General features: G+C 68.6%; 14 protein-coding genes, 1 tRNA gene and 1 pseudogene. 14 read left to right on the top strand and 2 right to left on the bottom strand.

Translation table 11 applies throughout. The annotated features are described in order from the left end of the window. Window positions 1-697: 697 nt before the first annotated feature. From VFR64_12190 to VFR64_12135, 12 genes and pseudogenes are all read left to right on the top strand, one after another. The gene (locus VFR64_12190; protein ID HET9490499.1) at window positions 698-1,459 is read left to right on the top strand and encodes a PilZ domain-containing protein; all 762 of its coding nucleotides are present in this window, start codon (window positions 698-700) and stop codon (window positions 1,457-1,459) included. A 78-nt stretch (window positions 1,460-1,537) separates the two neighbouring features. Beyond that, window positions 1,538-2,809 carry a M24 family metallopeptidase gene (locus VFR64_12185; GenBank protein ID HET9490498.1) on the top strand — a complete coding sequence of 424 codons (1,272 nt, stop codon included), beginning with the start codon at window positions 1,538-1,540 and terminating at the stop codon, window positions 2,807-2,809. Window positions 2,810-2,912: 103 nt separating this feature from the next. After that, complete coding sequence (locus VFR64_12180) at window positions 2,913-3,092, top strand: hypothetical protein (GenBank protein ID HET9490497.1); 180 nt, start codon at window positions 2,913-2,915, stop codon at window positions 3,090-3,092. 114 nt (window positions 3,093-3,206) lie between these two features. Continuing rightward, window positions 3,207-3,419: a winged helix-turn-helix domain-containing protein gene (locus tag VFR64_12175; protein ID HET9490496.1), complete on the top strand. Its 213-nt coding sequence runs from the start codon at window positions 3,207-3,209 to the stop codon at window positions 3,417-3,419. A gap of 29 nt (window positions 3,420-3,448) precedes the next feature. Continuing rightward, window positions 3,449-3,808 (top strand): hypothetical protein, encoded by a 360-nt coding sequence (locus VFR64_12170; GenBank protein ID HET9490495.1) that lies wholly within the window; start codon window positions 3,449-3,451, stop codon window positions 3,806-3,808. A gap of 19 nt (window positions 3,809-3,827) precedes the next feature. Further along, window positions 3,828-5,162: a GAF domain-containing sensor histidine kinase gene (locus VFR64_12165; protein ID HET9490494.1), complete on the top strand. Its 1,335-nt coding sequence runs from the start codon at window positions 3,828-3,830 to the stop codon at window positions 5,160-5,162. Beyond that, window positions 5,159-5,983 carry an alpha/beta hydrolase gene (locus VFR64_12160; protein HET9490493.1) on the top strand — a complete coding sequence of 275 codons (825 nt, stop codon included), beginning with the start codon at window positions 5,159-5,161 and terminating at the stop codon, window positions 5,981-5,983. Before VFR64_12165 ends, VFR64_12160 begins: the two co-directional genes overlap by 4 nt. Before the next feature lie 270 nt (window positions 5,984-6,253). After that, window positions 6,254-6,778: a CBS domain-containing protein gene (locus tag VFR64_12155; protein HET9490492.1), complete on the top strand. Its 525-nt coding sequence runs from the start codon at window positions 6,254-6,256 to the stop codon at window positions 6,776-6,778. Window positions 6,779-6,890: 112 nt separating this feature from the next. Further along, window positions 6,891-7,373, top strand: a complete 483-nt coding sequence (locus VFR64_12150) for a hypothetical protein (protein ID HET9490491.1) — start codon at window positions 6,891-6,893, stop codon at window positions 7,371-7,373. A gap of 56 nt (window positions 7,374-7,429) precedes the next feature. After that, window positions 7,430-7,506: transfer RNA gene (locus tag VFR64_12145), tRNA-Arg, on the top strand. Window positions 7,507-7,593: 87 nt separating this feature from the next. Then, a complete protein-coding gene (locus tag VFR64_12140; GenBank protein ID HET9490490.1) occupies window positions 7,594-8,391 on the top strand; it encodes a methyltransferase domain-containing protein in 798 nt (265 codons plus the stop codon). Window positions 8,392-8,881: 490 nt separating this feature from the next. Then, window positions 8,882-9,373 (top strand): annotated as a pseudogene (locus VFR64_12135) (M20/M25/M40 family metallo-hydrolase). Between the two features lie 18 nt (window positions 9,374-9,391). On the opposite strand, the gene VFR64_12130 reads toward VFR64_12135, so the two are convergent. Continuing rightward, window positions 9,392-10,516 carry an FAD-dependent oxidoreductase gene (locus VFR64_12130; GenBank protein ID HET9490489.1) on the bottom strand — a complete coding sequence of 375 codons (1,125 nt, stop codon included), beginning with the start codon at window positions 10,514-10,516 and terminating at the stop codon, window positions 9,392-9,394. A 119-nt stretch (window positions 10,517-10,635) separates the two neighbouring features. Beyond that, window positions 10,636-11,451: an enoyl-CoA hydratase-related protein gene (locus VFR64_12125; protein ID HET9490488.1), complete on the bottom strand. Its 816-nt coding sequence runs from the start codon at window positions 11,449-11,451 to the stop codon at window positions 10,636-10,638. A gap of 126 nt (window positions 11,452-11,577) precedes the next feature. Here VFR64_12125 and VFR64_12120 point away from each other — a divergent pair, with 126 nt between their 5' ends. Both VFR64_12120 and VFR64_12115 read left to right on the top strand, forming a co-directional pair. Further along, window positions 11,578-12,663, top strand: a complete 1,086-nt coding sequence (locus VFR64_12120; protein HET9490487.1) for a malate/lactate/ureidoglycolate dehydrogenase — start codon at window positions 11,578-11,580, stop codon at window positions 12,661-12,663. A gap of 125 nt (window positions 12,664-12,788) precedes the next feature. After that, window positions 12,789-12,978 (top strand): ABC transporter substrate-binding protein (locus VFR64_12115; protein HET9490486.1); only part of this gene is annotated, 190 nt, incomplete at its 3' end.

Below are 12,978 nucleotides of genomic sequence, written 5' to 3'. Positions count from 1 at the left end.
GGTGTCCTCCGTCAGAACGAGTTCCCGGCCAACATGTTCCTGGCGGCCTCCCGCGCTGGCTGACTGACTTCGCGGTACCTGGTCCCAACCGAATAGTCGCTTGAACGTAGCGAGCCTGCGACGGATGGTCAAGGGCAAGCTGCACGTCGAGTTCGTGCGTCAGGACCTCACCTCGTACAGCGGACTGGAGCTGCTCCGCCGCTACTTGCGGCAGCTCGACCTCCCGAGCCGGTTGCGCGCCGCGTGTGCGACCACGGGCGGGGACTATGGGGAGGCCGTCTCGGTGGTGGGGGAGCCGGGCCAGGTGAAGCTCGTCGGGAGCCTCGCGCGCCCGGGTGGAAACGTCACGGGCTTGTCCACCCGGGCGATATCCCCATCGAGCAACCCACCAAGCTCGAGCTGGTCATCAATCTCAAGACCGCCAGGGCCATCGAGTAGCGCGGCGCCGCGGTGAGTCCTTGCCCCGGCCACGGCAAGTGCCCGGGCCCGCCGGCCCGGAAGTGGCCCCGCTGCGCAATTTTCTTGGCCTGACCAGCTCTTCGTCCTACCCTTGGGGCGGACAAAAATTAGCCGCTCCGGAGGGAACGCGATCGCCGGGCCGTGCAGTTGGGGCCGCTCCGCAGCAGACAGTCCTTTCCTCGCCCGTTCCATCACCTGTTCGATCGATCCCCCCACTCACCAGACAGGAGGCGTTGGGATGACGAGCGTCCAGGTCGGAGCCGAAGGTGACTTGCTGACCATCAAGGTGGACATGGCGGAGGTGGCCAGGGAGCTGAGCCACCAGCTGGCGCTGTGCCAGCAGGCGACCGAGGAGGCCCGTCACCGGTGGGAGGAAAGCGAGTGGTTCCTCGGAGAGGCCCGGGCGACGATCGCCGGCCTTGACGCCCAGGTGCAGGCGAGCGCGGAGACGCGCGCCCAGCTGGAGGCCGCGCACCAGGAGCTGGAGGCTCGGCTCCAGGAGACCGAGCGGCAGCGCGATGAAGCGACGCGGTCTCTGGAGGAATTGCGAAAGACCCACGAGGAGCTTCTCCAGCAGACGCGTGACCTCACGGACCAGCTCGCCGAGGCCGACGCCAAAGTCGAGGCGATCGCCCGGCTGGACGGCGACCTCGCCTCGCGGGCGATCGGCGAGCGCCGGCGGGCGACGCGGGCGCGCCGCACCGACATCACGGTGGAGATCCAGCGCCCCGACGGCGCGGTGCTGTTCCAGGGCCCCTTGCGGGACATCTCGCGCACCGGCATGGGGTTCGCCTGTGATCAGCTCGGCAACGGGGCTCCGGAGCTCCTGTGGGTGACCCTGCATCCGAACGGCCTGGAGAAGCCGATCGAAGCCATCGCCCGCCTGGCCTGGCTCCGGCAGGAAGACGGCAACGGCTGCTACGCGGGCGGCTGCGAGCTGCTCGACGTCTCGCCGGGCAGCCGCGGCGCCTTCGAGGAGGTGCTCGAGCACTCCGCCTAGTCGCGGACGCCCGGCGCTGCCGGCTCGCACCGGACTTGTCAAGCGGGGGACCGGGTGTCATCCTGCTCCCGCGATCGCATGAGCCAGGTGCCGGCCCCGCCGTTGCCCGAACGCCTCTGCCATCTGGACCGCCTGCTCGACACCATGGAGCGGCGCGGCCTGGACGGCATCGTCTCGTACCTCCGCCCGAACGTGTTCTACCTGAGCGGATTCGCCCCGCCGGCCAGCGCCTCGGTCCAGGAGACCAATGGCTATGCCGCCGTCGTGCTCTCCCGGCACGAGCCCCGGCATCCGGTCATCGTCGTGGCCGAGTTCGACCTCGCGCACTTCCTCATGCAGCCCTCGTGGGTCGAGGACGCGCGGCCCTACGCCACCCTGCTCACGCCGCTCGATATCTCGTGGGGTGGGGCGCCGCTGGACCGGTACGTGCCGGCCGCGGTGCTGAAGAGCCGGCGCGGGCAGGCCGCGGCGGCCCGCTACGCCGGAAGCCTCGTCGAGGGCACGGTGGCGGCGCTGCGCGACCTCGGGCTGGCCCGGGGGACGGTCGGATTCGACGATCTGCGCTTCGCCCGCGCAGTGGCTCCCGCCGCGGTGCGGGTCGAGGATGCCTACGGAGCCCTCAAGTACGTCCGCCAGGTGAAGACGCCCGACGAAGTTCGCGTGCTGCGTGAGGCGACCAGGCTGAACCAGGAGGCCATCGCGCGCACCATCCGGAGCTGGTCACGGGGGATGACGTGGCAGGAGATGACCCGCACATACCACACGGCGGCGGTCAGCCTGGGCGGGTTCGTCCGCGACCCGGGCGCCATCGTCATGGCGAATCCGCCGGGGGCCGAGCCGGCCCTGTACACCCAGTCCGGCGGCGAGGACTTCGTCGTCGAGCCGGGCATGCACATCATGTGGGATTGCCACGGGACGTGGCAGCACTACTGCTGGGACGGCGGCAAGACCTGGGTCGTGGATGATGAGCCCCGCGGCCGGGGCCGCCAGATGGCCGCAGCGACGGCGGCGGCGATGACCGAGATACAGCATGCGATGCGTCCAGGGGCGAAGCTCAGCGAGCTACAGGCCACGGGCCGGCAGGCCATGCGCAAGGCCGGCCTGGCGGACGCCGATCAGGCCTTCATCTTCTTCCACGGACTGGGGCTGGAGCACATCGACATGGAGCTGCCGGCCAGCCGCCACGACTGGAGCCTCGAGGCCGGCATGGTCGTCGCCGTGCATCTGCAGGTGCCCGGCGACGATCGCACCCGTAACTGGCTCGAGGACATCGCCCTCGTCACCCGAGCCGGCGGCGAGGCCTTCTTCACCTGGGGCCACGAGCCGATCGCCGGCAACCGGATCGGCTGATCCGCAGGAACCGTCAAATTGCACGAGCCCTCCGCGTAACGGAAGACATGTCTCCGTCTGCACATGGCGCGGCGTCGCAGGATCCGCTACGATCCACGCCCCTATGGACGACATGGACGAGCTGGCCAAGACCCTCACCGAGCTGGCCACCGCCCTGCGCCGGCTGGCGCTGGACGTCGGCCTGTTCACGGTGCGGGTCTCGTCGCTGGAGTCCGACGTGCGCGTCGTCCGCGTTCCTCGCCACCTTGTACGCCTCGAGCGCCTGGAGCCGTCGAACAACTAGCCGGCGCATCTGCTTGACCGCAGCGGAAGCACCGGGCTACTCTTCGTCGTGCCCGCGCAGGACCAACGCGGAACGTTGCCACCGCTCTGTCGTTTCGGAGCTGAAGAGGCTGTGATGGAAGCGGAGATCGGACACGCGGCAGGCGTCATCTGGGAATACCTCGACCGGTCCGGCGAGACGCCCCTCAGCAAGCTCAGGCAGGGGACGAAGCTGTCGGACCAGGTCCTTTTCCTGGGCCTCGGCTGGCTGGCTCGAGAAGGCAAGGTGCGCTTCGAGAAGGAAGGCCGAACGCTGAAGGTCGGCCTGCGGGAGCGCCCCGCCGCCTGAGCTCCCGGCGCGGACAGCAACGAGGCCCTATGCTCAAGCGGGTGGTGTGTACCGTCCTCCTCGCCTGTTCCGCCCAGCTCGCCCAGGCGCAGACGGTCAGTCCCGACCCGCAGATATTTCCGGTGGAGTGGCAGCCGCGCAGCGGTCAGCTGAGGCCCGGCGTCGAGGGCTACGTCTACAATTACTCTGGGTACCGCGTGGGGAGCGTCCGCTTGAAGGTCGAAGTCCTGGATCCGCAGGGCGGCGTCACCCGCCAGCAATTCGGCTGGGTCTACGGGTCCATCGACTCCGGCGGGCGGGGGTACTTCACGCTCCCACCCCTGAAGCCCGCGGAAACCTACCGGATCGCCGTGGAGTCGTTCGACTTGCTCTCGCGGCAAGCCCCCTGACGGGCGAGGCGCACGCATCGTGAAAAGCAAGGCGCGGCCCCGGCGTCCGGGCGCCCGGGCGTCGAGCGTCCGGGACCTCGAGAAGCGCCTGGCCCAGGCGCTCAATCAGCAGGCGGCCACGGCGGAGATCCTGCGCGTGATCTCCAGCTCGCCAGCCGACGTCGGGCCCGTGTTTTCGGCGATCGTCCGCAGCGCCGTGCGCCTGTGCGGGGGCACCCTCAGCTCGCTCTACCGCTACGATGGGCGGCGGATCCACTTTGCCGTGACCAGCCACCCCTCGGGCCTGCCGCCGCAGATCACCAGCCAGTTCCCGCGACCGGCCGATGCCTCGTCGCTCATCGGACAGGCGATCCTCGACCGGACGGTCGTCAATGTCGCGGACATGGCGGCCGACCCCCGCGCCAATCCCGGGATCGGGCGCGTGGCCGCCCGGGCGCTGGGCTTCCGATCCATGGTGGTCGTGCCAATGTTCCGGGAGAGGGAGGTCGTGGGGGTCATCACGGTCGGTCGGGCCAGCCCCGGCGCGTTCAGCGAGAGTGATCTCGCCCTCCTGCAGACCTTTGCCGATCAGGCCGTCATCGCCATCGAGAACGTCCGGCTGTTCAACGAGCTGGAGTCGGCGAACCGCAATCTCGAGGCGGCGAGTCGGCACAAGTCCGAGTTCCTGGCCAACATGTCGCACGAGCTGCGGACGCCGCTCAACGCGATCATCGGCTTCTCCGAGGCGCTGATCGAGCGCATGTTCGGAGAGCTCAATGCGAAGCAGGACGAATATCTCAGAGACATCTACGCCTCCGGCCAGCACCTGCTATCGCTCATCAACGACATCCTCGACCTTTCCAAGGTCGAGGCGGGCCGGATGGAGCTGTATCTCACGGAGTTCGATCTGCCTCAGGCCATCGATAACGCGCTCACGCTGGTCCGGGACCGCGCGGCCCGCCGGGGCATCGCGCTGCACCAGGCCGTGGATCCGCGGCTCGGCCAGATCCGCGCCGATGAGCGGAAGATCAAGCAGGTGTTGCTCAATCTCTTGTCGAACGCCGTGAAGTTCACCCCCGAAGGCGGCCGGGTCGATGTACGGGCGCGCGTCGTCGAGGGCATGGCCGAGATTGCGGTATCAGATACCGGGGTGGGCATCGCGCCCGAGGATCAGCCGGCGGTGTTCGAGGAGTTCCGGCAGGTCGGACCGGCAGACACGAAGGTGGAGGGCACTGGACTCGGCCTCGCGCTGTCCCGACGGTTCGTCGAGCTTCATGGGGGAAGGATCTGGGTCGACAGCCAGAAGGGGAAGGGTTCGACCTTCACCTTCACGTTGCCGATCCTCGACCTCAGCAGAGAAAGGAGCATGCGATGAAGCGCGCACAGATTGCCGGACGAGAGCTGGAATACGAGGTTCGCGGTTCCGGAGACCCGGTCGTGCTGGTGCACGGCGCCTTAGTCGCGGATGCGTTCGCGCCGCTACTGGCAGAACCGGTGCTGACCGAACGCCACCAACTGATTCTGTACCATCGGCGTGACTATGCCGGCAGCACGCATTCGAAGAGTCCGCTGAGCATCGCGGAGCAGGCTGCGGACTGCCGGGCCCTGATGCAGCAGCTCGGCATAACGCGGGCGCACGTCGTCGGGCACTCGTACGGCGGCGCGATCGCCTTACAGCTTGCTCTGGACGCGCCCGAGGCCGTCCATTCGCTCGTGTTGCTGGAGCCGGCACTGCTCATCGTCCCGAGCGTTCAGCTCTTCATGGACGCGATGGGACCGGTGTTCCAGATGTACGAGGCGGGCAACAAGGCCGGGGCAGTTGACGGCTTCCTCAAGGCGGTGGTGGGGCCCGAGTACCGCAGCGTGCTGGACCGCGAGGTTCCGGGCGGTTTCGCGCAGGCCGTGGCCGACGCCGATACCTTCTTCGGAATGGAGTTAGCCGCGCTCCAGCAGTGGACTTTCACGCAGGCGGACGCCGGGCGCATCACGCAGCCGGTCCTGGGCGTGCTCGGGGGAGACAGTCACGCGCTCTGGCCCGGCTGGGCCGAAATCCACCAACTGGTGCAGGCCTGGTTGCCCCAGACGGAACCCTTCGTCCTCAAAGGTGCAACCCACGGGTTACAGATGATGGATCCCAAGCGCATGGCGGAACGGATGACCGCATTCTTCGCGAGTCACCCACTGCCCAAACGTTGATGACAGCCAGCGCGCAGCGCGCGTCCCTCCCACAAGCCGTTCGCGTCTCGCCCTCGCGATAGACGCGATCCTCAACGATAGCGATCTGCTGACCGAGAGCAGTGAGGCAGGAAGGACAGAAGGAAGGACAACAGGCTCAACGGCACAAGCGTCTCCACGTTAGCGCCGATTGACGAAGACGGTCAAGGACGGCCTTGACGGGTCGAGTCCATGAGCGGAGACTCTCGGCACCCAGGGCTCATCCACATGCCGGGGTGACGGGAGCGAAGTATGAGCGAATTGGGGGATGAGTACTCAGAATCGCTCGAGGCGGAGTTCCGGAAGCTTGAGGAAGCACTGCTCAGCAGCCCGGTGAAACTGTTAGCGCCCAGCGAGCCGATCAGGCTGCCGCCGGAAGCGACTGTGGCGGAGGCCATCACGAAGATGGTGGACAATCGGCGGGCAGCCGTTGTCGTCGTTGATGCCGAAGGCCATCTCACTGGGATCTTCACCGAGCGTGACGCATTGACCCGGGTCATGCGGCAGAAGCGGAATCCCGAGCAGACCAAGCTAGCCGAGGTGATGACGGCGGCGCCAGAGACGCTCGCTTCCGACGACCGAATCTGTTACGCAGTGAACCGTATGCACGTTGGCGGGCACCGGTCCATCCCGCTTGTCGATGCAGACCATCGCCCACTCGGGATCGTCACCGTCAACGATGTAGTTAAATGGTTGGCCGAGAGCTTTCCAGAGGCCGTGCTGAATCTTCGGCCCGGCGACAAGCTCAAGCGTCCACACCAGGTTGACTCAGGCTAGGTAGAGGGAGGAGTGTAGCTCCGGGCTACAGCCCTGGCGAGGTCGACGGCTCAGCGGCGGCCGCTGTGCGGCCCGCCAACGTGTGGGGTGCGCATCAGCTACAATGTGGTCCATGCCGGCGCGCTGGTGGACGAAGCTCCTGTCCCTGGCCCCCGTGAAGGGCGTTTCGCACCGGAACACCATCTCCGACGAGCAGAAGAAGCGGGATGAGCACCTCCAGGCCATCGAGGAGTTCGCTAATCAGATGGTGCGCCTCAAGGAGCAGGCCCACGAGGAGGAGAAGCGCATACTCGAACGGACGTTGGAGGATAAGGTCAAAGAGTGGCGGACCCTCGCCAGTCGCAGCGTCGATCTGCTAGGCAAGGGTGCCGATACGTTTGACATTGCCACAGCGGAACTCGAGGCGATAAAGAAAGACGTTGTGGCGATCGGCGGAGATTTTCGTGCGGTGCTCCAGTGGCTGGCCATCGCCCTGTATGTCCTGAACAACCCGGAACTGCGCGATCACATCCTCTCGGCGCTGTCGCCGCCAATCCGTGCCCAACTCGGCGCTGACCTCGCCCGTGTCGAGGAGCACGCCGGCTTCCGGAACTAGCACGTAAGTAGCCCGCTGTCTCCGGCGCACAGGCTGGTGTATCGTAACTAGCTGATGCGCCTGTAGCTCAGGTGGACAGAGCGTCGGACTTCTAATCCGAGGGTCGGGGGTTCGAATCCTCCCAGGCGCACCATCCATCTTCATCTTCCATCAGGCCCGCGCGCAGTGGATGTCAGCTCGACCATGGCCAGAATCGCCGTGTTATATAAGGCGTGACAGCATGGATGCCAACGCGTATTGGGGCCGTGAGGGGCTGGAGCGGACGATTCTCGAGGCGCTCGCCGCGACCGGGAAGGACGCCGCCACGCTGACGATCGACGACCTGGCGCTGGCCGACCAGTTTCACAGCGGAGGAAAGAAGTCCACCCTGCAGCTGGCCAGACGGGCAGAGCTGAAGCCGGGCATGCGCGTGCTCGACGTGGGCGGCGGGCTGGGCGGACCCGCGCGCACGCTGGCCGTGGAGTTCGGCTGTCAGGTGACCGTGGTCGACCCCACAGAATCGTACGTGCGCACGGGCGAGGCCCTCACGGCCCGGCTGCGACTCGGGGACCGGGTCAGCCATCGTCTCGGCGATGCGCTGGCGCTGGACGTGGGCGCCGGCGCGTTCGATGTCGTGTGGACGCAGAACAGCGGCATGAACATCGCCGACAAGGAGCGGCTGTATGCTGGTTTCGCCCGCGTGCTGGGCCCGGGCGGTCTGCTGGCGATCCAGGAGCCGATGGCCGGTTCCGTGCAACCCGTCATCTTCCCCGTGATGTGGGCGCCCGACGCCACCACGAGCTTCTTGCGCGCGCCGGAGGAGATGCGCGCGGTGATGGAGGCGGCGGGGTTCCGCGTCCGCGCCTGGGCTGACGTCACCGCAGAGCTGGCGGGGCCGAGCACCGGCGCCGTTGTGCCCGCCCAGGCCATCCAGCGGATCGTCATGGGAGACGCGATCGACGAGATCACGCGCGCGGGCACGCGCAATCGGGACGAGGGGCGCATCGTGATGATTCAGGCCGTGCTGGTGCGAGCGTAGGACCGCTGACGGAGCGCAACCCACGGGAGCCTTCCGCGGTGAGCCTCCTGCGGATCTCGCGAGACCGCGACGGTGCGCTGGAACTGGGCGGCCGCTCATGGCAAGCGGATGGCAGGCTATCAGCAAGGTATTGGAGCGAGGCGGTGAAGGAGAGGAAGGAGCCTTCGGGCGTCTTCTACTATTGGAAGGGAGAACGACTCGTGCGGACACGCGCCCGAGCGCCGAGCGGCTGCACACTGCCGGCCTCGAGGTCCGCACCGGGATCGCCCGTAGGTCAGCACGCCGACCACGCCCGGACGCACCGTCGCCTGGCGGGCGGACATCGACGCGCTGCCCCTCAACGAGTCGCTGGACCAGCCCTTCGAGTCCGGCACGCCTGGGGTGATGCACGCGTGCGGTCACGACGGCACACGGCCATCGCGGTCACCCTTGCCGAGATTCTGTCCGCCCGCCGAAGCGACGTACCGGGCACGGCAGTCTTCATCTCCAGCCGGCGGAGGAGATCTTCGGCGGCGCCAAGCCAATGATCGAGGCGGGCGTGCTCGAGCGGCCGCGGGTTGACGAAGTCTACGGTCTGCATGTCACGACCCAGACGGCGGTCGGCCACGTGGGGCTGCGACCGGGGCCGGCGATGGCCTCGGCCGACTTCTTCGACGTCGTGGTCACGGGCCCGGGCGGCCACGGCGCATACCCGCACCTGTCGATGGACCCGATCACGGCGGCGGCCAACATCCTGGTCGGGATGCAGAACCTGGTCCCGCAGGAGGTCGCCGCCCAGGAGACCGCCGTGCTCACCGTGGGCCAGTTCGTCGGCGGGACCAAGCACAACATCATCCCGGCCAGCGCCTTCCGGGTCGGCATCGCGCCGCTCGACGGCCGCCCACACCCGCACCGCGCCCCCGAGTTCGAGATGAACGAGGACGGCCTGCCCGTGGGGCTTCGGGTGGGCCTCGACGTGATGCTCACCGCGCTGCGGGGCTGAGGCCGCGGGCGAGGAGCGCTACCTCGAGGTCCCCGCTTCGACCGTCCCGAATCGCTCGGGTCGGAACGGGGCGAGCGTGGCGGAGGGCGATCCACCGGTGATCTCGCTGGCGATCAGGTGCCCGAGCAGGGGACCGAGCGTTACGCCGCTGTGGGTGGCCAGCATCCACGCGTTCGTGAATCCGGGAATCCGGCCGGCCACCGTCTGATTGTCGGCCGGCATCGGCCGCACACCAATCCGGCACTCGGCGAGTCGCACGTCGCGGGCCGGCGCGAAGACGCGGGCGGCGCGCTCGAGCAGGACGGCGGCGATCTCCGACGCCCTCGCGGGCGCGGTCGTATCCGTTATCCGTGGATCGACATCACGGGCGCCCAGCAGTAGCCCACCGCTCGCATCCGGACGCAGGTGAATCCCCGGCGCGTGCACGACGCGACCGAGTGCGTGGGCCGGGCGCGACGTCACCGCGAGAAGGCCAGCCACACGCCCGATGGGGATCGTCACCCCGAGAGGGTCCAGGAAGGCCTGGGTGGTCGGTCCGACACAGAGCAAGACCGAGTCCGCGTGCACCTCGCCCGCGTCGGTGACCAGCGCCTCCACACGATCCCCGCGTCGACGCAGCGAGCGTACGGGGGTTCGCTCGCGAACCTCGGCGCCGCGCGCCGAGGCGGCAGCCAAAAGGCGCCTGATCAGGCGCGGGGCGTCGAGCCAGCCGTCGGCCTCGTAGAGGACGACTTCGGGGACGTCGGTGGGAATCGTCAGTCCCCCCTCCATGCCCAGGGCGTCGTCACGGCAGATCCACCGCGCCGGATAGCCCCACCGGCGGAGCCGCTCGACTCGTGCGCGTAGCGCGTGCTCCTCGCCGGCCTCCGCCCATTCGAGCGAGCCACCCTCGTGATAACCGGCCTCACCGCCAAGCTCGCGCACCAGCCTCCGATGGGCCGTCATGCCGTCGGCGTTCAACCGGTGGTAGACCTCCGGCTCCTTGTTGACCGAGTTCACCCAGGCGAACGAGTTGCTGCTGGTTCCCGCGCCGGCCGCGCCGGCATCGAGCGCCAGCACGCGGGCGCCGGCCTGCGCGAGCGCGTAGACGGCCGACGCCCCCACGATGCCCACACCGATGACCGCCGTGTCGTAGCGTGCCATGACCCTGGCGCATTATAGACGGGCAACTCGTCTCGGCTCAGGTGGCCCCGGTACTCGCCTCCGGCCTACCCGTCACCGTCCTGGTGCCCGGCGACCCCGAGCGGATCGACCTGAAAGACCTACTCTGCGAACTGGGCGGCCCGCCACTTGAGCGCGACGCCGAGCCCTTCCTTCTCGCGGATCGCGTCGAACGTCGTTCCCACCTCGGTACGAGCCGCGTAGAGTGGAGCCAGCACGTCGAGGCCGGCGCGAATGGCGTTGCGGAAGCCGGCGGCGTCGGCGCCGCGGTTGATCGCCAGCTTGGTGGCGGCCAGCGCTTCCGGCGAGATCAGCGCCATCCGGCGCGCGAACTTCAGCGTGGCGGCGGCCAGCTCGGCGCGCGGCACGACACGGTTGACCATGCCCCAGGCCAGCGCCGTCTGGGCATCGATGGAGTCGCCGAGATAGAGCAGCTCCCGGGCTCGCTTGAGGCCGACGATGAACGGCATGATCAGCGCCGGCCCCACGTTGGAGAAGCGGATCTCGGGCTCGCCGAACAGGGCGTCATCGGCGGCGATGGTGACGTCGCACATCATCACCATCTCGCACGCGCCGCCCAGGCAGTGGCCCTGCACGGAGGCGATGACCGGCTTGCGCATGTCCCACGGCGTCGTCTCGAGCCGGACGTCGTCGGTGAGCGACTCGTGCCACGCGAGCGCATTGCCCCGCCGGGCGGCGCGAGCCGGACTGGGGCCGATGTCGTACCCGGCCGAGAAGCTGCGCCCCTCGGCGCGCAGAACGACGACGCTGGTGGCAGCATCGCGGTCGGCCTCGTGGAAGCGCTCGATGAGCAGCGCCTTCAACGCGGGCGTGATGGCGTTGAGCTTGTCGGGCCGGTTGAGCGTGACAATGCCGACCTTGTCGGCGACGGCGTAGCTGACGAGCGGAGCGGTCATGGCGTGCCCTTCCTTCTGCGTGGTTAGGCGGTGGCCCGGTGTCGGCGGTTAGCTTATCCTACGTCGGGCGCGGAGTGAACGCGCCGTCATGACAGATCCCAGTACCAGGAGGACGTCCTCGTGCTCATGACCGCCGACCGGCTCCGTCGATTGACCAGCGCCATTTTGAAATCCGGCGGCAGCGCCGCTGCCGAAGCCGACCTCGTCGCGGACCACCTGGTCCAGGCCAATCTGGCCGGCCACGACAGTCACGGCGTCGGGATGATCCCGACGTACATCCGTCATCTGCAGATGGGTCTGGTGGTGCCGAACGCCCGCGTCAAGCTGGTGAAGGACGACGGGCCGATCCTCATGTTCGACGGCGGACGCGGCTACGGGCGGACCATGGCGGGCCAGGCCATGACGGAAGGGATCGACCGCTGCCGGCAGACCGGCGTCGTCGTCATGACGCTCGCCAACGCGCACCACATCGGCCGGGTCGGGGCGTACGGCGAGCTGGCCAGCGGCGCCGGCCTCGTGTCCCTGCACTTCGTCAACGTCACCGATCACCGGGCCACCGTGGCGCCCTTCCGCGGCACCGACGCGCGCTTCGTCACCAACCCGGTGTGCATCGCGCTGCCCGCCACCGAGCGACAGCCGCCGCTGCTGCTCGACATGGCCACCAGCGCCGTGGCCATGGGCAAGGTGCGCGTGGCGAGGAACGAGGGGCACCTGGTCGGCGAGGGCATCCTGATCGATGCGGCCGGGCGGCCCACCCGCGATCCGAACGTGATGTACACCGAGCCGCACGGCGCGCTGCTCACGTTCGGGGCCCACAAGGGCTACGCGCTGGCGGTGGTCACCGAGCTGCTGGCCGGCGGCCTGTCGGGTGGGCCGACCATCCAGCCCGGCAACCCGCGGCTCGGAGGCGTCGTCAACAACATGACGACGATCCTGATCGACCCCGCGCGCCTGGCCGGCGTCGAGTGGCTCCGCCGCGAGATCGACGGGTTCGTCGACTACGTGAAGGCCTCGCCGCCGGCCGACCCGGCGGCGCCGGTGCTGGTGCCCGGCGACCCCGAGCGGATCGCGCAGACCGAGCGCTCGCGTTCGGGCATCGACGTGGATGCGACCACCTGGCAGGAGATTCTCGAGGCTGGCGAGAAGGTCGGGCTGACGCGCGCGCAGGCCGAGGCGCTCGTCAGGGAAGCGGCCGCGGCGGCCGATAGCTGAGCACCGCGCTGCCGCTGACCGAGCAAACGACGGCCGATCTTCCACGTCGCCCGGCGTGTTGCGCCGCCCCGGAGGCCGGGTATATAAGGGGACGCGTCACGCGACTCGAGCCACGGGAGGCCCCCATGCGTCCAATGCTCCATCTCGTCGTCTTGCTGCTTCTCGCGCTGGCTTTGCCGCCCGCACCCGCCGGGGCCCAGGTGCCGCGCGACGTCGTCGTGATCGGGATGGAGGCGGAGCCGCCGGGGCTGGACCCCGGGCAGGCGCTCGGCCTGCACACGCTGCGAGTGACGCACGAGATCTTCGAGACGCTCG

Source organism: Candidatus Methylomirabilota bacterium (genome assembly GCA_035709005.1).
In the GTDB taxonomy this organism is placed as follows: domain Bacteria; phylum Methylomirabilota; class Methylomirabilia; order Rokubacteriales; family CSP1-6; genus 40CM-4-69-5.
This window is presented reverse-complemented; position numbering and strand designations above follow the sequence as displayed.